The organism is Pseudobutyrivibrio sp. (genome assembly GCF_017471675.1).
Taxonomy (GTDB): Bacteria; Bacillota; Clostridia; order Lachnospirales; family Lachnospiraceae; genus Pseudobutyrivibrio.
Genome location: NZ_JAFUSK010000007.1, coordinates 16,194 through 39,164 on the forward strand (window position 1 = coordinate 16,194; position 22,971 = coordinate 39,164).

At 38.7% G+C, this 22,971-nt stretch carries 18 protein-coding genes; all 18 read right to left on the minus strand.

Going from position 1 to position 22,971, the window contains the following annotated elements:
• Nucleotides 1–68: 68 nt before the first annotated feature.
• Nucleotides 69–2,417 carry an accessory Sec system translocase SecA2 gene (gene secA2 / locus IJ535_RS01580; protein WP_294297907.1) on the minus strand — a complete coding sequence of 783 codons (2,349 nt, stop codon included), beginning with the start codon at nt 2,415–2,417 and terminating at the stop codon, nt 69–71.
• Nucleotides 2,414–2,848 (minus strand): accessory Sec system protein Asp3, encoded by a 435-nt coding sequence (asp3, locus tag IJ535_RS01585; protein WP_294297910.1) that lies wholly within the window; start codon nt 2,846–2,848, stop codon nt 2,414–2,416. The genes secA2 and asp3 overlap by 4 nt, the downstream gene beginning before the upstream one ends.
• A 7-nt stretch (nt 2,849–2,855) precedes the next feature.
• Nucleotides 2,856–4,475, minus strand: coding sequence for an accessory Sec system protein Asp1 (asp1, locus tag IJ535_RS01590; protein WP_294297913.1), 1,620 nt, complete (start codon nt 4,473–4,475; stop codon nt 2,856–2,858).
• Nucleotides 4,476–4,501: 26 nt separating this feature from the next.
• Nucleotides 4,502–5,647: a preprotein translocase subunit SecY gene (locus IJ535_RS01595; RefSeq protein WP_294297916.1), complete on the minus strand. Its 1,146-nt coding sequence runs from the start codon at nt 5,645–5,647 to the stop codon at nt 4,502–4,504.
• Nucleotides 5,648–5,703: 56 nt separating this feature from the next.
• A complete protein-coding gene (locus IJ535_RS01600) occupies nt 5,704–7,005 on the minus strand; it encodes a GGDEF domain-containing response regulator (protein WP_294297919.1) in 1,302 nt (433 codons plus the stop codon).
• Between the two features lie 4 nt (nt 7,006–7,009).
• A complete protein-coding gene (locus tag IJ535_RS01605; RefSeq protein ID WP_294297921.1) occupies nt 7,010–7,351 on the minus strand; it encodes an Hpt domain-containing protein in 342 nt (113 codons plus the stop codon).
• A 20-nt stretch (nt 7,352–7,371) separates the two neighbouring features.
• Complete coding sequence (gene asp2 / locus IJ535_RS01610) at nt 7,372–8,862, minus strand: accessory Sec system protein Asp2 (protein WP_294297923.1); 1,491 nt, start codon at nt 8,860–8,862, stop codon at nt 7,372–7,374.
• Between the two features lies 1 nt (nt 8,863).
• Complete coding sequence (locus tag IJ535_RS01615; protein ID WP_294297926.1) at nt 8,864–9,886, minus strand: hypothetical protein; 1,023 nt, start codon at nt 9,884–9,886, stop codon at nt 8,864–8,866.
• Between the two features lie 151 nt (nt 9,887–10,037).
• Nucleotides 10,038–14,468, minus strand: coding sequence for a hypothetical protein (locus tag IJ535_RS01620; protein WP_294297930.1), 4,431 nt, complete (start codon nt 14,466–14,468; stop codon nt 10,038–10,040).
• Between the two features lie 146 nt (nt 14,469–14,614).
• Complete coding sequence (locus IJ535_RS01625) at nt 14,615–15,100, minus strand: signal peptidase I (RefSeq protein ID WP_294297933.1); 486 nt, start codon at nt 15,098–15,100, stop codon at nt 14,615–14,617.
• Nucleotides 15,101–15,113: 13 nt separating this feature from the next.
• Nucleotides 15,114–16,193 (minus strand): hypothetical protein, encoded by a 1,080-nt coding sequence (locus tag IJ535_RS01630; protein WP_294297936.1) that lies wholly within the window; start codon nt 16,191–16,193, stop codon nt 15,114–15,116.
• Nucleotides 16,194–16,195: 2 nt separating this feature from the next.
• Nucleotides 16,196–17,053 (minus strand): hypothetical protein, encoded by an 858-nt coding sequence (locus IJ535_RS01635; RefSeq protein WP_294297939.1) that lies wholly within the window; start codon nt 17,051–17,053, stop codon nt 16,196–16,198.
• A 15-nt stretch (nt 17,054–17,068) separates the two neighbouring features.
• Nucleotides 17,069–17,821, minus strand: coding sequence for a hypothetical protein (locus tag IJ535_RS01640; protein WP_294297942.1), 753 nt, complete (start codon nt 17,819–17,821; stop codon nt 17,069–17,071).
• Nucleotides 17,811–18,335, minus strand: coding sequence for a hypothetical protein (locus tag IJ535_RS01645; RefSeq protein ID WP_294297944.1), 525 nt, complete (start codon nt 18,333–18,335; stop codon nt 17,811–17,813). Before IJ535_RS01645 ends, IJ535_RS01640 begins: the two co-directional genes overlap by 11 nt.
• On the minus strand, nt 18,328–20,790 hold the full coding sequence (locus tag IJ535_RS01650) for a SpaA isopeptide-forming pilin-related protein (protein ID WP_294297949.1): 2,463 nt from the start codon (nt 20,788–20,790) through the stop codon (nt 18,328–18,330). The genes IJ535_RS01645 and IJ535_RS01650 overlap by 8 nt, the downstream gene beginning before the upstream one ends.
• Before the next feature lie 431 nt (nt 20,791–21,221).
• Nucleotides 21,222–21,512, minus strand: a complete 291-nt coding sequence (locus IJ535_RS01655; RefSeq protein ID WP_294297951.1) for a type II toxin-antitoxin system PemK/MazF family toxin — start codon at nt 21,510–21,512, stop codon at nt 21,222–21,224.
• Entirely contained in the window at nt 21,506–21,757 is a 252-nt protein-coding gene (locus IJ535_RS01660; protein ID WP_294297954.1) for an AbrB/MazE/SpoVT family DNA-binding domain-containing protein, read from the minus strand. The genes IJ535_RS01655 and IJ535_RS01660 overlap by 7 nt, the downstream gene beginning before the upstream one ends.
• Before the next feature lie 751 nt (nt 21,758–22,508).
• On the minus strand, nt 22,509–22,971 hold a 463-nt coding region (locus IJ535_RS01665), incomplete at its 5' end, for a hypothetical protein (protein WP_294297956.1).

Here is a 22,971-nt window from a genome sequence, read left to right on the forward strand (position 1 = left end):
CTGCGCTGACGCGACCCTCATCAGTCACCTGCGGTGACAGCTTCTCCCAAAGGGAGAAGCCTCATTGTTTACGGAAGAATAATGTGTAGTCTATTTTTCTTATCCATGCTCACTTCCGATAGAAGGATGTTTCTTATGATATTTTGTTTAATGGTACTTTCCATTTTTCTAAAGGATTCCAAGGCCTCGGCCTGGTATTCATACATAAGATTTCGCTGTGCGCTGCTTCGTCCAGACACTGCCGCCTGCAGCTGCTGCAAATAATCCACCTGCTCTATCCATGCTTCATCAATAGCAGAAAGTGCCGCCACCCTTATAAAATCATTCATGCCATTTTCCGATGCAATAGCCTTACTTTTCCCTGCCAGCGATTCCTCCACTCTTTCAAGCACGTATTCCTTAACCTGCTTTTTATTTTTCAGATTCAAATACATGGTGCCCTTTTCCATTCGATAGGATATATTATCCAAAAGATATCTATTCAAATCACTGGTGGTAAGTCTATTATTTTGTTTAAGAAAAGCATCTATATTTTCCTCGGCAATTTCCTTTATTTTCTCCTTTTCAAGGGTTCCTCCATCCAGCAGCATATCTCTGGTTTCGTACATCAGCTTTCGCTCCAGCTGCAGCACCAAATCATAGTCCTTGGAAGTCTTTCTATTGGTGCTTCCAATTTCCTCATTGGTGCGCTGGGCATTATTGACTATTCGCTTAACTCTCCAGTCACTGATTTTTTTCTTGCCATCTATGTATTTTTTTAGCTTCGCCGGGTCTGTGCCCTTTTCCACAATATCATCCTCCAGGGATACTATAAACCTGCTATAGCCTGGGTCTCCCTGCCTTCCGGCTCTGCCTCTGGCCTGCCTTTCATCACGTGTATTAAGCATTCGCCCAACACCGATAACTGCAAGTCCTCCCAGCTCCTTAACACCTGGGCCAAGCTTGATATCAGTACCACGACCTGCCATGGATGTGGCCACGGTCATAGCCCCAAGCTGACCTGCCTCCTTAATAATATCAGCCTCCCAAAAGGCATTGTTGGCATTAAGCACCGAATGAGGAATCCCTTCCTTAACCAGCAGATGCGATATGATTTCCGTATCAGAAATCATTGTAGTTACTATCAAAACCGGCTGACCTGTTTCATGCTTTTTCACAGCCAGGCGAATAGCCGCTTCAAATTGCTTTGAAGAATCACTAAAAAACCAATCAGGACAATCCACCCTCTTTATAGGATTATTGGTAGGAATCACCACAACCCGTTTGCCATATACCTCAAACAGCTCATCCTTGGCATCATAGATTGTTCCACTCATTCCACTCATCTTAGGAAACATTGAGAAAAAATTCTGGTAGGTAATAGATGCCATGGAACGATTTTCCTGGGTAATCTCTACCTGCTCCTTACATTCCAGTGCCTGATGCTGTCCACCTCTAAGCTTAACGCCTTTTAACATTCGCCCTGAGCTGGCATCAATAAGAGCTACCTCCCCTGTTTCAGAAATCATGTACTCAGTACCTTTTTCTATTATTTTGTGGGCTCGAAGTGCCAGTACCAAATGACGATAGATTTCAAAATACTTAGGATTGAAAATATTGTCTATTCCAAAATATTCTTCCGCATAGCTTAATCCCTTATCTGTAAACCATACATTCTTTTCCTCCACCTCATAATCCTGGTCTTCCCTAAGGGTTCTAACAAAGAAATCTGCTGATTCGTACAGATTAGATTGAACTCTTGGTGAACCAGAAATAACAAGAGGTGTGCTGGCACTGTCTAAAAGCACCGAATCTGCTTCGTCTATAATGATGTAATTAAATGGTCTAAGGAACCTGTCTTCGCTGGATTTAACCAGATTGTTTATCAGGTAATCGAAGCCTAAGGCAGAGTGGGTGGTATATACGATATCTGCTGCGTATATTTCCTTCTTTTCATCATTTTCAAATCTATCATCCTCGTCACGTTTTACGCCTGCTTTTATAGATAAACCCATAAATTCATAGGCAGGTCCCATCTCTTCGGCATCCCTCAGTGCCAGATATTCGTTGTTTGTAACAAGGATTGCCCCCTTTTTTGTAAGGCCATTAAGATACATTGGCAAAGTGGCAGTAAGTGTCTTGCCCTCTCCTGTGTTCATCTCTGCAAGATACCCTTGATGAAGAGCTATTCCAGCTAAGATTTGCACATCAAAGGGATACATTCCAAGCACTCTTTTATCTGCCTCGCACATGGCAGCAAAGGCTTCTGGCAGGATTTTATCCAAGGATTCCCCTGACTCAAACCTTGTGCGAAAATCCTTAGTCAGCCCCTTAAGCTCATCATCTGAAAGCCCACTCATGCTTTCTTTAAGAGCCTTTACCTTCTTCAATTCCTTAATCAACTTCTTTACAGTCGCCTTGGTCTTTACTATTTTCATTCTACTTCCTCAATAGTAATGGAATGATATGTAAACTCTGTCATACCTGCGTTAATAAGCTGCATTTTGTAGCTGTAGGTTTTTAGAGGGCAGCTAAAATCGGCCTCCGTTCCTCTTATGGTAAAATCCCCTGCTTCTCTTTCATATCTATCTAAGAATACAAGCCTTACCAAGCATCCCTTACCATCTGGGGTTTTAACATTTATCTTGATGTGATAATGGCTTTCCCCATCTATAATCGGCAGTGCAGGCTCTATCCTTTGTGCCTGATAATTAGTCATGGAATACCATTCCTTAATCACAGTGCCTGGTGGCATCAGCTGGTTTTTAAAATGCACATTATTCCTGGCAAAATACTGAATATCCGAACCATACAGATATGTATCAGAGCTATATTCATTCCAATAAATTGTCCAGCTTGCTTTCTCCATACCTACCTCAATCTTTTTCCTCTATTGTATTTCTTACCATTTTCCATTTTTCAAGCAGATGCTTAGTGGTAAATTTCTGACTGATTTCGTAAGAATAAACCTTTGCCTGATTCCAGTTAGCCAGACTTCCCAAAAAGTAATCCAAAGCCACAGGAATACGGTCAAAATCCTTAACAACAAACCCATTGTAGCCATTTTGCATGTACTGGGTTTCCCTGCGGACTATCTGAGGAATTGCAGAGCTTATGCAGTTTATCTGCAAATACAAATCAGGATTATGGCGCATGTCTATCATTATTCTCTGCTCTCTGATACATTTACTTACAGATAGTTCATCCACACACTGCTCCACAAAAAATCTTATTGGGATTTCTTCCTCATCCTCATCTGCATCCACTTCATCATTTTCTGCGGTATCATCAACATCCTTATCACTTATTACCATTCGTCTATCGTATCCTGCTTCCTCAATAATATCTGCAATATTGTTAATCAGAATATCAGGCAAATCGTACTTGGCATTTCTGGTAAAAATATGAATCATGGCGTTTTCATTGGTCTGAAGATATGCCGCCAGATTTATCATAAGCAGCTTAAACCTTTCTTTTGGAAGGTTATCCACTGGTACTAAAATCTTTTGTACAGTAAGCTGCTCGCTGATACCAAAATCCATTCTGGAATCGTAAGGCGAGATATCTACTATGTTAGATAAATCAGTCTTCATTTCACGCTTTAAATAGCGGGTAGTTGCCTCGGAATCAGTGATAATGTAGTCAGCTTTTTTTACCAAATCTATATTTTCTTCGTGATCCTTTATCCTATATCTATCCCCGTAAAAGGACAGAATAGATTTGCCATTTTCAATCAAATCCCTGGTGATTAATACATTTAATTCGTGCATTGCAATACAGAAAATATCACTTTTGTTATCTGTATCAAGATTGGCATTTAATACCTCTAAAATAACTTCTGCCAGGCTATCATACTTACCCTTGGCAAAGGTTTTGGTGGTGATTTTATCATCCTTAAATACAAGAAAGGTATTGGATTTTTCATTGATTTCTACAGAGCCATCTTTAGCAATCACCCTCATCTTTGTGACGCCCTTATCAGTGAGGTAATCCGTATATACGATATTTCCCTTTTCGTATACCTCCGTGGCAGACACAAAGCCTCTGTCGTCATATATGTTTCGCCTGCTGATTACATCCTCTTCATACATGCTTACTTCGATAGGATTACCAGCTTCCCCAAAATTAATCTGGGCATATTTTTTTCCTTCTAAATAAGCGATTACTACAAAAGGTGTATAAACAAATTCTATCTTTTCAGGCCAGGCCAGATTATGAAAGGAGAACACCGCTGCCTTCTTTTTTTGCACCTCTTGAATGGAATCAAAAACAGACAAATATGGAGCATGAAATACTCCCTGCCTGTGCAAAAAATGCCTGAAATTTGGAGTATGGCTCAACAGCAAAATCTTAAAATCCTTAATGCCATTTCTGTAGAACATCTGCACATACTTTACCATGTCGTCAAACTCCGTGTGCATTCTACGGGTATGCCAGTTTTGCTCCAATTCCTTAAAGCTATTTAATTGATACCATGCCGGGATAAAATATAGCATCTCTTATCTTAAGTCCTCCACTCGTCCTAAATAAACTGGACATAACCATCAAAATCCTTAACCGCTCTTAATTCTCTATACAGATTGCAATTGATGCTTGCCATGGCAATCATAATAGATGGCAGGCTCATTACATCCTGTGGCACCAGGCCTTTTAACTGAAGTACCAAAGGCATTCCTATAAAAAGGCTCATAAAAGTGGCAGAAAAAATAGATATTATAAATACTCTAATGCCTATATATCTTCTTGTTTTTTTGCCTGCCCTTAATCCTGTGATGCTATCTCCTGATTTTTGCAATGATTCTGCCAGGTTCTTTGGGCTAATAAAAACAAAGGAAAAAACTATCGTAATTACGTATAAAACAACAATGTACACTCCTATTCCAAGGGTACAGCTGGTGTTCATATTATCATGTAGATAGCTTATAGTTTCATTCTCTGGAAGCAATGAGTTCAGTGCCGATAACACATACACAGGCAGGGCAAAAAATGCCGATGAAAACATTACAGGCATCATTCCTATAGGATTAAGCTTTATGGGAATATAGTTTTTATCAGAATAAATGTTATGAATAGAAATACGCTGCATAGGTATTCTATATTCAGTATTTTCAAAAATAATTGTAAACAGCAATGCCACCACAGAGATGGTTCCAATCAGCTTTAAATCCGCAAGCTTTGTGTATCTTACAGTATTTACAACGCTATCTAGGATGTTTACATAAATAAGAATTGTCTGGCCGCCTATTCCGTATTTACCATTACGTGTAGCAAGCCACAGAATCACAAAGGCACCTGTAACCAGCTGGGCTGCCGATATAAGCTTGGCAATAGTCAGCTCAACACCGCCTTCGTATATATAGAAAGTTGAATTAGATGTGAAATAAGCTTGAATACAAGCCCATACCAGCATCAAATTAAGAGTCGCCCTCGTTACCTTTTTAGGCGACGTATGAGATTTGCTATCTGCATTTTTAAATGCAACAGCCATCTGAACAAACAAAGTAGAAAACATAAAGGGAGAAATACCAAGGGCTAAGATAGATGTTTTGTATCTATCTCCACCGATTGTCTGCATAATCAAATCCTCGGTATTACCCCTAAGTGCTTCGTAAGCATCAAGATTAACCCCATATAATGGCAGCTCTCTACCGATTAGATAAATTGCCATAATTATTAGGGTAAAAAACATTTTTTGAATTAGTGTTTTAGGAAAGAAACGTCTTTTCATCCAATCTGCTCGACCTCATAAGAAATACTCAATCCAGTATTCATTTCATTCCATTTTCCAAGCAATCGTTCTATTACAACACCTGTGTCCACAGGACTTGCCTCTAACAATATAACAGCCACTGTATTGCTGCTTCGTTTGGTAACAACATCACTGCTTCTTAGTGAATGTGACATTACATCCACTAGCAACTGGGCAGGCTCCTTTTTTGCAGCTGCCCCCTCATTTTCTGTAACAGTAAATAATGCCAGCTTGTTTTCCCTGTGATAATTAAGCTCTGCCCTGGCTAGGAATCTATAGATTAGCCTAAACTGCTCGCTAGATAACACCATAGCCCCTTTTTCTTTATTTCTCTCACTAAGGATAGCGATTTCTCGCATGATTCCATTATCGGCACAGTCATTTGAAAGCTCTTCATGCTGATGCTCCCTGTAAATAGCATAGCCGTGCTTGCCATTTTGCTTAACATCGTAAAGAGCCTTGTCAGCCTTCTGATATAAGGTAAGAAAATCGGTGCCCTCATCAGGAACAGCCACTGCCCCAATTGATGCACCTAGGGGTATTGTCATATCCTCCCCCATGTATTCCCTGGCAGATTTAAGAAGCTCCTGATTTATATATCTTGCCTTTTCAGCCACTACTTCCTCTTCTGATATATACTGGCAAAAAGCTATGAATTCATCACCACCCATGCGACCTACAATATCTGTCGTTCGCACTGCAGATTTGATAATCTCTGCAAATCTAATCAGCACCTTATCTCCCATGGAATGCCCGTACAAATCGTTCACCAGCTTAAAGCTATCCAGGTCTATCATCATAAGCATTCCTTCAGTATTGCCAGCTGCCTCACCTATTTCAAACTGAGATGAAGCCTTATTAAGCAAGCCTGTCATAGGGTCTGTATCGGCTGCTTTCTTTAGGCCATTAATCTTCTCCACATTCTTTAGAATATTGGCAACTCTTCTAAGAAGCACATCTGCCCTAAAGGGCTTTTTGATATAATCCACTGCACCATTTTCAAAGCCCATGATTTCTGTTTCATCACTGCTATCAGCAGTCATAAACATCACCGGGATATGCTCCTGATACATGTCCTGCAATGTGTTTTGAAGCTCAAATCCTGACATTCCAGGCATGTTCAAATCAGACAGGATCATGTTAGGACGTTCCCTTTTATAAATCCCAATTGCCTCCTCACCAGATGTAGCGCATATAGTCTCATAGCTGGTAGAAAGAATGTGAGCTGTCATTTTTAAGGTGATGATTTGATCATCTACAATAAGTATCTTTTCCATTTTCCTATCCTATCAGTGTAAGTAACTTGTTACGTTCTTCCCACATTTTGGCAATAAGCACAGAATAATCCATATCCTTGTTAACTCTTAGCCCTTCTGTTATCTCGCTAACAGGATTAAGAATAGGGGTCAATGCAAGATTTGCCAGTATCCCCTTAAGGGAATGAGCCACCTCAAAGGCTTGCCTGAAATCCCCCGCCTTTACCAAATCCTCTATAGATTTGTAGTAGGATTCCTCAAGGGCTCCCGGTATTAATCCAAGATAGAATTCTTCATCATCTAAGCAGCGTTCTAAGCCTTCATCTACCGCTGCTCCAAAGCTTCTTAGTAAATCTATAGAAAGCATACCTCTCCTCCGTTATTTTACTACCTACCAAAATCTTCCTTCAAAATCCTATCGTACTGCCCCTTAAACCATGTTGCGATTCCACCTGTATTATCGTTATGTCTACCATGAAGTCCCTTGCCATACACCTGCACTCCCGAAGAATTAAGCTCCGTCAGAAGCTTTCCGTAGGCTGTAGAATCATAATCATCCTCGTACATATAGGAAACTACAAACTTTGTGCGGCTAAAATCCGTATTTCTAATCTTAGTCCAAAACCTGTCATTAAGCTTTTGTACTGCATCCTCATCCATTGCTCCGGCATATTTGTGTAGCAAATCCAAGGAAGTAGGAAATCCCTTAGGGCGCTTTAATCTTTCATTGGCTGCTATATCACCAAGGCTAGCCAAAGGCTTTCCAAGTATTAAAGCATGTGGTCTCAAATCGCATCCATAATACATGGAGCCAATGGTTCCCATGGAAATACCTGAAAGAATCAACTGGTCTGGATAGAACCCAAGCTGAGATAGCTTATCTGTGATAATTTTAACCATCAAGCTTTCAAATTCACTGTCTCCCATATAAAAGCCGCCACCCTCAAATCTTTGCTCAGCTATAAGCAAAAAAGGACAGTTAAGCTTTCTCATCATGTAATAGCCTTCAAAGCCCTCCTGGGTTTTGTAGCCAGAAAAATAAACGGTGAGGGGCGGTTTTAAATCACCTGGATCAAAATAACAGAATATTTCTTCCCTGCTACTGGTGACATACCTTTCCCCACCAACCATAAACTTGCCCACATCTATGTGAGAAATTCTATCGTGCAATGCAATAATATCAAGCTTACCTGCTCCAGATGCATTTAAAGATACATATAGCATCCCCTGTTCCTTGCCTTCTATCACTACAGGATTTTTCATATCATCCTCTGAAAAGTTCCATGAGTTTGATATATCTGCAATGCTACCGCTTACAAACTGCCTGATGGAAAGTGATATGTTAACAGCTTCATCCTTCTTATACTCCAGCCAAAATTCTATAGCCTGCCCCTTTTGAATAGGGATATTGGTGCGCCAGAATGCTATCTGATTCATGGTCTTACCATAATCCCCTTCCAAGGACACGCTATAGTTTCCATCCCACTTAATACTGCCCTTAAATCCTTGAGCTATTCCCACAGAATTAGGCCTATATTTCTCACCATAAGGCTTTGAAAAATATTTTTTAGCATCGCGGTCTAAAAAAGATTGGATATCTGCCTTACTTATAGTAGCTCCCATTCTCTGATTCAATAGCTTTTTAGTGCTATCATTTTGGATCAAATCTTCTGCCACCAGCAAGCAATATGAATAGGAATGAGCCTTCAGTACCTTAAAATCATCCTCATCAATATTCTTTTCAAGGATGGTTAGTTCAAAGATATCCTTCTTTTTTATTTCATCAGTCTTATAGGTATAAATCTTTACAAAATCAGGAATATTATATTCAGTTTTCCAGTCTTTATCTGAAACAACTAAAATCTTAATTCTATCCATCTTAATTGACTCTATCCTCTACCTTTAAGCCCAATAGTTTATCAATAAGTGAAAATGCACTGGCAACTGGAACAACATAGAGAGCCTTTGTTAATTCCACGTATGATGGAAGATTATCCCCCTGAAGAGCAATAATAATTATCGTAAATACAATAATTCCCAACCAGTAGCAAAGGTCTGTAGCAGAATGCTCCACAATACATTTTATTACTATAACCACCACAAACAGCAGCACTATAAAAATCCAAGGTGTTCCAATCAGTAGCTGTAGTCCTTCTTTGAATGAGCCCAGATTCTTCATATTGTATACAACAACCTGGCTGATAAATGCTGCTCCATTTTTGAAATACCACAGATAAATACTCATTGGTAGACCTACTGTAATAATTCCTTCTAATGTAGAAAAAACAAAGGAACGATATCTCTTACTATCCAATCCTTCCACCTTAAATTTAACTGCAAACATAAGAAGGATTCCTACCCAAATCCATACATAGCCTGGTTGTAGGAAAAACACCAGTCCTAAATCAATTGCAAGCAAATAAGTATGATGTGACAAATAGCCTGATTTAAGCTGTCGAGAAATATGATAGCAGCTAAGTGTAAGAATGAAGAACATAAGCTCTTCTGCACCTGCATGAGTAAGGGCACCCCATCCAAAAATAGACAAAAGGGCTGCTGTCACAAATGCAAAAGCTTCTGATGTGTAAAGCTTAGCTGTTTTGTACATGAATAGAATTGTAAAGAATAGAATCACACATTCCATGGCAAACTGAATCACATGAGAATCTGTAGGCAAATATCCCAATCCAAAGAATTCGTATACCACTGGTCCATAATGTCCGTCCAGCTCTACGTATGCCAGATAGCCCTCTCTTACAGAATGTGCTATAGAAAGGATTTCATTTTGAATATCCGTAAAAGCGCCGTTCCCCCATGGATTCAAAGGGCTTGATAGCGCCACAATAAAAGTGGTGGCTACAACTGCCAAGAATTCAATAGTTCTTTTTAGTTTTATATTCATAGACTCTACCCCCGTGTCCCGGTTCTCCCCTGTTTATAATATCACATAAATCACCGAATTAATTAAAATTCACCACATGTTCAAAAATTGAGGGCTTACTGACAGAAAAATGCCGCGACATTTTTAGCCGCGGCATTTGATCTTAAATTATTTACTTATCTGTGTCCTCTACTTCTTTTTGAGTTGCTTTTTTCTTATCTTTAGCGATTTTTCCTGTTATTGCGCTGATGATGATAAGAATCCAGTACCACCACATTCTTCCTCCAAGTCCGCTCTTGCTCACGCCAAGTGGTGTCTCCTCATCCTCAATAATCGTATCATCATCCAAATCAGCATCATCTAATCTTACTGCTAGAGGAACCTGAGCATCTCCAATATCAGCAGGACCAACTTCGTTAAGTCTGTTAACAGTTCTGTTATTTACATTGTTAACTTCGTTAAATTCTGTTGTAACTGAAGCCTCCTCATTTGTTTCACTAGCTGATGCTGGTGTATTTCCACCATTACCAGTGTTGCCTGGTGTTTCACTAGCTGCTGCACTATTGCTTGCAGATTCTGAAGCACTCTGGCTGAGTGAAGTACTTGTGCTTTCACTTAGTGAGGTTGATGTACTATCACTTAATGATGTGCTAGTGCTGTCACTGAGTGATGTCGATGTACTATCACTGAGTGATGTGCTGGTGCTTTCACTTAGTGAGGCTGATGTACTATCGCTGAGTGATGTGCTGGCGCTTTCACTTAATGATGTTGATGTACTGTCACTAAGTGATGTACTTGTGCTTTCACTTAATGAGATCGATGTACTATCACTGAGTGAGGTACTTGTACTCTCACTTAATGAAGTTGATGTACTGTCACTGAGTGATGTCGATGTACTATCACTTAGTGATGTACTTGTGCTTTCACTTAATGATACTGATGTACTATCACTGAGTGATGTACTTGTGCTCTCACTGAGTGATGTCGATGTACTGTCACTTAATGATGTTGATGTACTATCGCTAAGTGATGTACTTGTACTCTCACTTAATGATGTTGATGTACTATCACTGAGAGAGGTGCTTGTGCTCTCACTGAGTGATGTTGATGTACTGTCACTTAGTGATGTGCTGGTGCTTTCACTTAGTGAGGTTGATGTACTATTGCTAAGCGATGTGCTTGTGCTCTCACTTAATGATGTTGATGTACTATCACTGAGTGAAGTGCTTGTGCTTTCACTTAGTGATGTTGATGTACTATTGCTAAGTGAAGTACTGGTGCTCTCACTTAATGATGTACTTGTACTATCACTGAGTGATGTGCTGGTGCTCTCACTGAGTGAGGTTGATGTGCTATCGCTTAGTGATGTACTTGTGCTTTCACTTAATGATGTACTGGTGCTTTCACTTAATGAGGTTGATGTACTGTCACTGAGTGAAGTACTTGTGCTATTGCTTAATGATGTACTTGTACTATCGCTTAATGATGTACTTGTGCTTTCACTTAGTGATGTTGATGTACTATTGCTAAGTGAAGTGCTGGTGCTCTCACTGAGTGATGTTGATGTACTATCGCTGAGTGATGTGCTGGTGCTCTCACTGAGTGATGTTGATGTACTGTCACTTAGTGATGTACTTGTACTCTCACTTAATGAGGTTGATGTACTGTCGCTAAGTGATGTGCTGGTGCTCTCACTGAGTGATGTTGATGTACTATCACTTAATGATGTGCTAGTGCTTTCACTGAGTGATGTTGATGTACTATCACTGAGTGAGGTACTTGTACTCTCACTGAGTGATGTTGATGTACTATCGCTAAGTGAAGTACTTGTGCTTTCACTTAATGATACTGATGTACTATCACTGAGTGAGGTGCTGGTGCTCTCACTGAGAGAGGTTGATGTACTATCACTTAGTGATGTGCTTGTACTTTCACTTAGTGATGTTGATGTACTGTCGCTTAGTGAGGTACTTGTGCTCTCACTTAATGATGTTGATGTACTATTGCTAAGTGATGCGCTGGTGCTCTCACTGAGTGAGGTTGATGTACTATCGCTTAGTGATGTACTTGTACTTTCACTGAGTGATGTTGATGTACTATCGCTAAGTGATGTACTTGTACTCTCACTTAATGAGGTTGATGTACTGTCGCTTAGTGATGTGCTTGTACTCTCACTTAATGATGTACTGGTGCTTTCACTTAGTGATGTTGATGTACTATCACTGAGTGAGGTACTGGTGCTCTCACTTAGTGATGTTGATGTACTATTGCTAAGTGATGCACTGGTGCTCTCACTTAGTGATGTTGATGTACTATCACTTAATGAAGTGCTTGTACTATCACTGAGTGATGTCGATGTACTATCGCTAAGTGATGTACTTGTACTCTCACTTAATGATGCCGATGTACTATTGCTAAGTGATGTACTTGCACTCTCTGACAAGCTTGCACTTGTAGAAGCTGATGTGCTTGCACTTGCTGAAATACTGTTGCTTAGTGACATGCTCTCACTAGTGTACTGTGAAAGACTTGTAGACAATGAATCACTAACGCTTGTGCTCATAGAAGTACTTTCTGATGCTGATGTAGAAAGTGACTCAGAGCGAGATGCCGATGCACTCTCTGATGCACTTGCGCTTTCTGAAAGTGATTCACTTCTTGAGCCTTGGGCACTTTCTGATGCCTTCTCACTACCAGATGCTGATTCTGAAAGTGAGCTTGATTCTGACTTAAGGTCGCTTAATGAATTAGAAAGTGAAGTAACTTCGCTTCTCTGCTCATGATACTCATCACGTCCTTTATTGAAATCATCCAGTGTAAAGTAGTTGTATCCCTTAACTCCAAAGTTACCATTCTTAACTTCGCCAAGTTTGTTTGTATATACTTCTGAACCATCGCCCTTGCGTGCAACAAATTCAGGACTAAATGAATCTGAAGATGTGCTGGCACTTGCAGCTGTGTAAAGTGTGATTTCCTGCTGTCTATAGCTAGCGCCTCTCTCATCAAAATAGCCAGTTAATGTATATGTTCCATCATGGTTGTCGATAATATTAGCATTGTAGTAATAGTATGTTTTTCCACCGATATTAAATGCTGTATATTGCTTCTTTCCTCTTAATGCCCAAGACCACTGATCAGGATTTTTCCTGTCAACCTTCTTATTAATCAAATTAAGAGTATTGCCATTTTCATCTATTAATGTAGAAACAACTGTATTTCCTTCTGAATCAGTCTGAACTACTCCAACTGTAGTATCAGCACTGTTTCTGGTGTAACCTACTAAATCATTGTTCCATTCATCACCTGCATTAGAGTACTGTCCCAAATCATGATAAACAGTACCATCTGCTGCATCATAAATATAAGACTTATATCCAGGATTTTCCTCTGTAACTGCAACAACCTTAGCATCTGCTCCTGCATTAGACCAAGCTAAAGTAAATGTGCCATCTTCGTTAACATTAACTGCCACGTCAGAACGTACTTCATTGCCATTAATATAATAGCGGCATACAGTCTGCTCTTTTCCATCAGCGCCAGTTTCTGTTTCATACTTCCATGTGAGTACGTTGCCATATTCATCTGAATATTTAACAGTCTTCTTAACAACCATGATACCGTCTACTACGTAAGGGTTATCATGCTCTGCACCATAATTAGGGCTGTCCTTGAAGCCTGAAACAAGAGCGTTTCCATCACTATCTACTGTTACATAATCAAAATATGCGTACTTAGTAGCACCTGTAGAATCAATATATGTTACTTTAACGCTGTTTGTATGATAACTGCTTGAATCCCACTGGCTGTATGTAATCTCACCAACATAACCTTCCTGGTAGAAAGCATACTGGATAAGAAGATTAGCAAGCTTATCACCAGCTCCATAGTAGTTGTTGGATTTTGAATCGTGATTGAGATACTGACCTGCATCCTTAGCATTCTGCTGTGCAGCCTCTAATTCAGCCTTGGCCTGTTCTATCTGCTGCATCAATTCCTCTAGATAATCATCCTGATGACCTCCCTCAGAGAATGATGTTGAAGCTAAGTTGTAGTCATCCTCAGCCTCTGAAATTGCTGTAGACATGCTGGTATTCTCACTGGCTGCGCTTTCAGATGCAGCTGTTGATATGCTGGCAATCTCAGAATTCTCTGATGACAATGATGTAGCTGCAGATTCCGATGTAGATTCAATGGTAGAATCCTCTGTTGACAATGATGTGCTGGCAGACTCTGAATGCATTGTCTGATCTGACATAAGGTTAGACTCAGCAGTAGCTGCAGATTCTGATGCAGCTGCCAATTCAGATACAGCCTGATTTTCAACTGTCAAATCAACTTCTTCTAACTGCTTTTCATTTTCTTCCACAGCCTGCTGTGCTGTTTTTTCTTCTTCTATAGATTCAATAGAGGTTTGAAGCTGTTGCTCAGTCTGTTCTCTAGTAACCTGAAGTACCACTTCACCCTGCGCCATAGCATTTGCTTCTTCTTCACCAAGCTCAGCTGCGTATGCAAGATTAGCATCACCTAAAACAGATGCGCCACCAACAGTAGCACCTGTAATTGCAACACCTTTTAATAAATTCTCTACTTTCTTCTTTGACATTGTATAACTCCTTACCATTAAAAAAAGCCATCTATTTTCTTTCTCGGCATTATTGTATCACGCCAAAATTAAAAATAAATAGCTTTTCGTAACTTTTCTTGCCAGAATTCCGACATTCGTGCCAAAATCCAAGTTTATACTCACTTTTAAGAATTAGTACCTAGCTTTTTTGAAGATTTTAACCCAGACAAAACCACTCCAATAATTAATATCCCTGCGGCGATTAGCTTGCCACTAAGAGTACTAATCCAGGTTGCCACATATCCATACACAGGAACATGAAATGCAACCTTGCCAAGCACATTAGTATATGCCACTGGCGTAAAGTCATTAGTGTTGTTTGCATCACCCTTTGTTGTAATTAGCATATTGTCCTTATCAATAGAAACAACCCGGTGTGTCACAACACTGTCTCCTGAGTAGAATGCGATAATATCTGCATCTTGAAGCTCATCAAATTCTACAGTTTTCACACAGACAATGGAGCCAACAGTAATTGTAGGCTCCATTGATCCTGATATTACGCAGAAGCCCTGTAGCCCAAACAGTCTCAAAATAGCTAAAGGGGCAGCTGCAATAATTACCAATATAATAAGAAGATTTCCTATAAAACTTAGTGCTTTATTATTCATCAGCAAGTCTAATCTATTCCTCTCCTTTTTGCTTCTTTCTAACCATCATGATAGTAACAACTACAATACTGAGGATAACAGCGAGAACTATAGGCCATACCATAATTGAGCCTTTGTCATCAGCATGCTCTGGAACTTCCTCATCTGCAATCTCAGTTTCTCCTGCTGCAGGTGTGCTTTCGTCCCCGATTGTAACATTGCCTGCGGTATCATCAGTTGCATTTTCAACATCAGCATCGCCCAAAGCCTCTTCATTTACAGTACCATCAGCATTGGCTGTGTCAACTGTAGTGTTAGTACCTCTTACTGTGGAGCGGTTAGATACAACAGCTGGTCTGTTGTTTGTGTTGCTACGTACTGATGTACCACCATCAACATATTCGTACTCGTATGTGTAAGTAGTTCCACCATTTACATATACAGTAGATGTTTCCTCTGTAATATCATATTCAATAGATTCAGGTAATTTGCTGTAAACGAATTTAACAACTGTACCATCTCCAATATTTACTTCCTTATCGATGGCATCTGGTGAGTAATATCTAATGTGTCTGGCTGGAACAATGGTGTCCTCACCCTTTGCTCCATAAAGAGTATCCTCTGGATACAGCGTATTTCCATCCTCATCCACATACTGAACCTTGTATGATATTACTGAACCAACACCATAGGCAGCTACGTATGTTTCATCGTTTTCTACCTTAAGAGTAACTGCTGTAGATTCTTTGTTTACCATTGCATCTGCGCCAGAAACTCTGATTCCCTTAACGTAATACTTTGAGCCCGATGATATTACCATAAGCTTACTTACATCAAAGGTAATCGTGTCATGATATGCCAGATTTGAAATAACAAGCTTAAATGGAACCTCTTTTCCATCTTCTGTTTTTCTTGTCTTAATTGCAGTCTCATACTTATTTGCGCTATTTACTGTAAGAGCATCTGTATCAAAAGATGCGTCAGTATTATTTCCAAGAGAAATAACTATAGTGTATGCAGTACTTGCATGTGCAACAACTGGTTCATTAATTGAAAGTGCCACAATAAAAAGTGCGCATAAGAATGTACTAATTATTTTATTCAACTTTTTCATCACTACATCTCCTCGCTAGACTTTTTATTTTTAATAGTTATCACAACATACCAGCTGATAAGACCAACGCCTACAATAAGCATAGCCATACATAATACCAGCGGCATAGCAGAATCCCCTGTCTGAGGATTAGCGCCAATAGCAAGTGGAACATCATCTTCATCAATGGCAACAATCTCTGCTCCATTGTCAAGAGTCTTTAACACCTGCTTAACAATAGATTTCTTTGTTGTTATTGGAACATTCTTAGTGATTGTATTTACCTTTTTGTTGATAATTGTCTTGCCACGCTTAGCTAACTCAGTATCCTCAGCACCAAATTTGATTTCCAAATTTGCCGCTGCATCCATATAGCTGTTAGTCTGTGAATTTCCATCTAATACGATAGTAATCTGAACAGTACCTTTATTTGCATTCCCTGTCTTTACAGTACCAAGAGAAAAATAAGCACCTTCATTTCCATTTACCTGCTTTAGACCAACAACTTCTTCAGCATCACCACCGATTGTCTCGCTATCAAATATTGATTCACCATTGTTGGTAATCTTAAAAGAATAGGCACCGCCCTCTGCTACAGATTTATCCTCCAATGATTTAACAACATCTGCATTCAAATAGAAATCTGTATCTTCCTTAGATGCATTAATATAATTTACAGTATAAGTGATAGTATCACCTGGCATTGCGTTCTTGATTACTGCATCCTTAGAATCGTATGTAGATGAAAACTTGCTTCCATCATATGTAACATCCCAACTGTAACTTAAAATATCCTCTGCCGCGTGAGTTGTAATTGCAATGTTATTGAATCCCATTACAAGAGTAAGAGCTAGAATAACATTCATAATTTTCTTTTTCATATTCTAATCTCCTCTCTATAAAGTGTCACCATCAATGCTAATTAAATTGCCTGCTTCATCAAACTGAGCATCAATTCCCCATGCGCCTAGCATGGCATCCTTAGCATGTCTAGCCTGAATTGCATCTACCCTAACTTCAATCTTAAAGGATTTGTCCTGATATCCTTCGATTGTAACAAGTGCATTGCCATCCTCATCATATGTTGTACTTTTATAAGCATCTAACACATTTTCATCAAATGAAATAGCTTTAAGCAACTGAGCCTCACAATCTTTATCAAGTGGTTCCTTGTAATAATAGATTGTTTCTTCTGCATTGTCTTCATTAGATTCTGCTGCCCAGCCATCTGCTACATCAAGCTTAATATAGCTTGCATCAGCACTGGTGTCCTTGTTGCCATCCTTGTCAGTCCAGTATTTGCTAACAACTACTCTAACATACTGTGGAAAATCACCATCTGATTTGTTAACAACCTTGACCTCTTCAGAATAAGGATGCTCCACAGCCAGTTCTTCCTTACCGGCAGATACCTGACTTAAAGATGTAATCTGTAAAGCCTTTGGCTCCTCAGATGTACCTGCTACTGACTGATATTTACCATCCTGGTTTTCCATTAAATCAACAGTAAACTCTGCTGTTTCGAAGGCTACCCCTTCAGTATTGCTAGAATGTTCCTCTGCTGCTCTTGTTGCGCCAAACGCTCCGCCTGCTACAAGAAGCACTCCAGCTGTAAGTATAAGTAGAGGTTTTGTAACTTTAATCTTCATTAGTTTGTACCTCCCTTATTATTTTATTTAAACCAAATTTTTCACTATTAACAGTTGTTTCGTCCCATTTAGCTGTTCCATCATCTGCAACCTTTGTAGCTTCTTCAACTACTATTACATTAAATGTGTCAGCATCATCCGTATCTGCATTATCAGAGATTTTTATTACCAATTCGCTGGAAAGTTCTTTAACGTCGATAGGATTATCGTAATAGTAATAACCATCATCCTTAAGTGTCCAATCCTTTGATGCAGATTTGTCAAACTCAAGGTCATGTGTATGTCCAGCCAATACCTTTACTCTGGCAAACACTGGGTAATCACCTGTGTTCTCAACTGTGATTTTCTTTACATTATTTTCCACTTTTTCGTGTGGAGTGATTTCGTAGCTGCCAAACTTTACAGTTCCTACAGCCTTATGTGTATCTGTAAAATATGCCATTGCAGGCTTTACAGATACTGCCGCAAGCATCAGAAGAGATGCTGAAATAATCATTATTTTTTTCTTATTCATTATCTCCGCCTCCCTCTATTGCCTTTTTAAACTCATACTTAACTTTATTAGCAGCATCAACGATTTTTTCAAATACATTTGTAATGCTGATAGAACCGTGATTTGTTCTGCCATCATAATCATTTACGAATTTAACATCAACTGTATCATTAGGCTTAATAACAACCTTAGCTGTATCTGAGCCCACAGCCTTATAACATGCACCGGAATATATTTCCTTAACAGTTACCTCTACATCTGCTGGAAGCTCTATTTCTATATCTTTCTTAGTTGCAGCCTTATCAAAATCGTAGGAATAAACATCACTGTATTCCTTATCACCATATTTATAGCTTACTTCAAATACAAAAGAAGCTGTTCCCTGTGAAGCTACATATGTTTTTAATGTCTTAACAATTCTAAGCTTGCCAGGGGCTTTTTCGTTAACGATTGCTTTAACTAATGACTTGTCCTTATCATCAAACAATGATATTTTCTTAGCGCTATCTGTTAAAGCTGTAAGTGTTGAGCTAGACTCTGATGTAGTAGCCTTTAAATCAAGCTTCCAAACAGCTGCCTCATCAGGTAACACATAGTTTTCAGCCGCCTTAGTCTCCTTCATATAGAAGGTCTTTTGAACCTCAGTCTGACTGCTTGTAATGATTCCTAATGATATTCCATCAAACTTAATTGTTCCGTTCTCATCAGAAACTGCTGTTAATGGATTGCCCATACCATCTTTTACAGTCTGTGTGCAATCAGCATCCTCATATAATGTAAACTCTGCACCAGCTACTGGTTTCTTAGTTGTCTTATCTAACTTAAGACCCTCGTACTTAACATTTACTGTCTCGTCCTTGTTGAAGTTATAGCTGATTCTACAATTTGAAAGATAAGCACCTCTTTCAAAATAAATGACTGTAAGCTTGTGCTCACTCTTGCTAAAATCTGCAAGGTTTGTATCAAGAATGCTATATATATTTTGAGTTCCTAATGATTTAGCAGCATAAACAGTATTATCTACAGAAGATGTAAGCTTACTGTTATAATCACCCTGGATTAACACGTTACCAGTTTTAAAATTAATCTGACCTTTGATACTATCATGAATACCACCTAAATCAAGTACAAGCTTATCATCTATATATACATATACATCATCATCGACTGCGAACTTGAAGATTGTATCCTCACCATTTGTCTTACCATCACTATTAACGCAGAAGTTAATTGGAAGCGCCATTGCAAAATGGTCATCATCGCCAAATGGTCTAAACTGCTTGCCAGATGTAGGAACTAAAACATCATCCTGGATTGTATATTTGTACTGGCTACTATCCATTGTCCAATAGCCGTTTGAATCTTTTCTAAACTGTACTCCTACATTTGTACGATAATCAGTAATGTAGCTATATGCTTCATCCTCAGATGAATAATTATCTGACTTAGGGAAGAATTCCTTACCATTATCATCCTGCAACTTAAATGCAGAATCTGCTAATGTAGCAGATGCCAATCCTTGGTATACTTGATCAAAATGGCACTCGTTGCTTCCACCATCATGTCCGCCGTTGAACCAGAACTGCTCACCGAAGATATGGGTATTGTTCTCATAGTTTACAAATGTCGCACCAGCTGCAACAGTTGTTTCATCACTACCCCATTTAACTGGAATAGGACAGATTGAAACAACCACCTGATTTACAACCTTGTCTTCGCCCATTCTTGAAAGCTTTATATTTACATCGAAGGATTTTGCATACTCACCATCTGGTTTGTAAGTTTCTTTAACATCCTGTGTTTCAACATCAGCCAGTCTAACTGCATCGATGTAATAGTTTTCCGGTGCTGTGAAATGGAACTCAAATTCCTCATCATTCTTATCACTATAAATATAGTATTTATCATCTGATGGTGCTATCTTTGCATAGCCACCGCTATAATTATAGTTATAAATCTTTAATGCGTATCTGCCTTCTTTGTATCCATCTTCGACACTAGAAACATCCTCTAGATGAGATTCACTAGTAGAGGCAGAGCCGTAGGCGCATTTTTCGTAAAGAACTCCGTCAGATTCAATCTCTTCCTCTTCTTCCTCTTCTTTATCTTCTTCCTCTTCTTTATCTAGTTCTTCATCCTTGTTTTCATCCTCATCTAACTTGGTTTCTGATTCAGATGTTTCTTCTGCTTCAGCATCAGTTTTCCCATCTTCGCTAGACTTAGATGTTTCTTCAACAGTAGGTTCCACCTCATCTTTTGGTTTTACCTCATCCTCATTTCCTTTCTGAGGAACAGCCTCATCTTCTATTACTTTTTCTGATGTCTCTCCCATATTCTCACCAGAATCAGTATCTGCAGTCTCCATTAACGCAGTTTTCTCATCACCATCAGCAAAAGCACTTGCTGGGGACAATGCAAACAACGCTAATGCAAGACCCAAAGCTGTTAGTTTTTTCAACATTGGCATTCTTCTCATTTTGTTCAACTCCCTTACCATGTTTATTTATGTACTAATTGTAAAAAGTATGTGTAATTATTATGTCCACATGGTATATTAGTTGACCTTAGATTTTTTTTAAAGAGGTTTGGCAAGAACTGCAAAAATCTGGCAAAAACTTTTTGGGCGAAGAATCTATGTATTATTCTACATTATCAAACAAATGGCAATTAAAACAAAAAAGCCCAGTATGTTTAATACTGGACTTTATATACTCTACTTGTATAGATCTTGATTCAAACGCATTTGAATCAAATCTATTTGAATATAATATGGCACATTTTATACTCACTTGCCATATCTACCTGCTCTTCTTATAGGATTTCTACATTTACCTTCGTTCCAGTTCTGAACTGGGCGATAGTAACCAGTGATACGGCTGTATACCTCTTCTTAAATTGCAATTACTTTTATATGATATCAAATAACCCCTGAACTACATCCACTACATTTTGCATTTCTTCTAAAGAAAGATTGCCAACCTTTTTGTAGTATCTAGTAGTTAAATCAATATATCTTAACTGTTCTGTAATGAGTAACTCTTTAGAAAAAGAATTTTTAATATGAGTTACAGACTCACTAAAATTTGAACTAAGAGGAACAACAATGCAAACCTCGTTTTCATTGATAATGTCTCTACTTATCACTAACATGTTAAGTTTGATACCATCAACCTTAATTATGTCGCCCTGGTTTACCACAATTCGTTTCCTCTACTTTCTCCCCAATCAATTTCTTCACCAAATGCTAGTGGCAATCCTGATTCTTCCATTCTCTCCTCTAATGTGCGATGTTTGATTTGCTTCTCTGGAGATTTCAATATTAAATTTCCATTTTCAAAAGCTGCCTCAAGTGCATCACCTATATGAGCATTAAGCATTTCCATTATTTCTTTGGATAAAATAATTCCCTGGCTGTTTCCCCATTTTTTTATTGCTAATTGCATAGCTCGCCTCCTGTATATACATTGTTTAAACATATTATACAGCCTTATGTGCATATAGTAAATGACGTTCAATTTCGGCTGCTAGTTGATAGCACTATATTTTTCTTATAAGACCTCCTCTCCATTAGCTGATTTGCAACAAACAACATACCTGCCCCAAACATATTTAATGCTACAGCTGCGATTTCTAGGTCAATTTAAAAGATTGGAATAATATCAATTACTGAGTTGTACTTCATTGCGAAAGTCATTAGATACCCTTTGGTTATAGAAAAAATGATTGCTAAAAAAGCCCCGAAGGGCTTTTGTGAATATCGAATCTTATCTTTTTTATTATTATTCTTCTATTGTACCAATGTCATTATTATGCTGCTCCATAAATAACTACTCCTCCAAAATGCATTACATAATATTGTATCTGTATTATAACATATTTTGTTGCGGGTAGTTAGCACGCAACCATTTTATTAGCTGCCTCCATACATGAATAACATCGATTATCCTAACTCTAGTCCATATTTTTCACGTGCTATTTTTTGGCAACGCTCATACCAATGATCGAAGGAAGCATAATCTACTGTCTTTATTTCTTTTGCTCGATATTATTTTTCTTTAGATACTCCGTATATGCGTTACTATCATCCCTATCAATTCCGTATCTGTTACTTGGGGAAAATACGGCTCTTAATATGGATAATACAGCTATAACAACTAGCAATATAATTGTAGCTTTTTTACTCATCATTTCTCATTATTTCCAATTTATTTTTTCCGTTGTGTGATCTTGAAAATACTTGAAGTACTCTATAAGTTCCTCATAATCGTTATAACCAGGGAATATGTAAAACGAAGTCTTCATAGATGGAACTACCATGCCTAGAGCCGTGCATCTCATTTTCACCTTATATCCTTTTCCAAAACGTTTAATACTTAATACATGAAGTACCTGTTGACTATATCCCTGTTGTAAAATTTTCTCTAAAAACGCATCATCTTCTGCCATTCTATTCTGTTGCTGTTCTCTTACTTTTACACCTGCAACTGCCATGGCTCCTCCTGCTAAAGTTCCCGCATCTTGGTTACCAGTTAAAGAACCTAAGCCTTCCATTGCAATACCGTCACGGCCCATTTCATTCGGCAAAACTATTCTAAATAAAATATCATTGTACATACTGTATATAGATGCATTTGCCGTTGTCCATCTAGTTGACCAA

Coding starts and splice junctions, on each gene's coding strand:
- secA2 (WP_294297907.1), bottom strand. CDS start 2,417: ATGAAAATAGTAAAGACCAAGGCGACTGTAAAGAAGTTGATTAAGGAA.
- asp3 (WP_294297910.1), bottom strand. CDS start 2,848: ATGGAGAAAGCAAGCTGGACAATTTATTGGAATGAATATAGCTCTGAT.
- asp1 (WP_294297913.1), bottom strand. CDS start 4,475: ATGCTATATTTTATCCCGGCATGGTATCAATTAAATAGCTTTAAGGAA.
- IJ535_RS01595 (WP_294297916.1), bottom strand. CDS start 5,647: ATGGCAATTTATCTAATCGGTAGAGAGCTGCCATTATATGGGGTTAAT.
- IJ535_RS01600 (WP_294297919.1), bottom strand. CDS start 7,005: ATGGAAAAGATACTTATTGTAGATGATCAAATCATCACCTTAAAAATG.
- IJ535_RS01605 (WP_294297921.1), bottom strand. CDS start 7,351: ATGCTTTCTATAGATTTACTAAGAAGCTTTGGAGCAGCGGTAGATGAA.
- asp2 (WP_294297923.1), bottom strand. CDS start 8,862: ATGGATAGAATTAAGATTTTAGTTGTTTCAGATAAAGACTGGAAAACT.
- IJ535_RS01615 (WP_294297926.1), bottom strand. CDS start 9,886: ATGAATATAAAACTAAAAAGAACTATTGAATTCTTGGCAGTTGTAGCC.
- IJ535_RS01620 (WP_294297930.1), bottom strand. CDS start 14,468: ATGTCAAAGAAGAAAGTAGAGAATTTATTAAAAGGTGTTGCAATTACA.
- IJ535_RS01625 (WP_294297933.1), bottom strand. CDS start 15,100: ATGAATAATAAAGCACTAAGTTTTATAGGAAATCTTCTTATTATATTG.
- IJ535_RS01630 (WP_294297936.1), bottom strand. CDS start 16,193: ATGAAAAAGTTGAATAAAATAATTAGTACATTCTTATGCGCACTTTTT.
- IJ535_RS01635 (WP_294297939.1), bottom strand. CDS start 17,053: ATGAAAAAGAAAATTATGAATGTTATTCTAGCTCTTACTCTTGTAATG.
- IJ535_RS01640 (WP_294297942.1), bottom strand. CDS start 17,821: ATGAAGATTAAAGTTACAAAACCTCTACTTATACTTACAGCTGGAGTG.
- IJ535_RS01645 (WP_294297944.1), bottom strand. CDS start 18,335: ATGAATAAGAAAAAAATAATGATTATTTCAGCATCTCTTCTGATGCTT.
- IJ535_RS01650 (WP_294297949.1), bottom strand. CDS start 20,790: ATGAGAAGAATGCCAATGTTGAAAAAACTAACAGCTTTGGGTCTTGCA.
- IJ535_RS01660 (WP_294297954.1), bottom strand. CDS start 21,757: ATGCAATTAGCAATAAAAAAATGGGGAAACAGCCAGGGAATTATTTTA.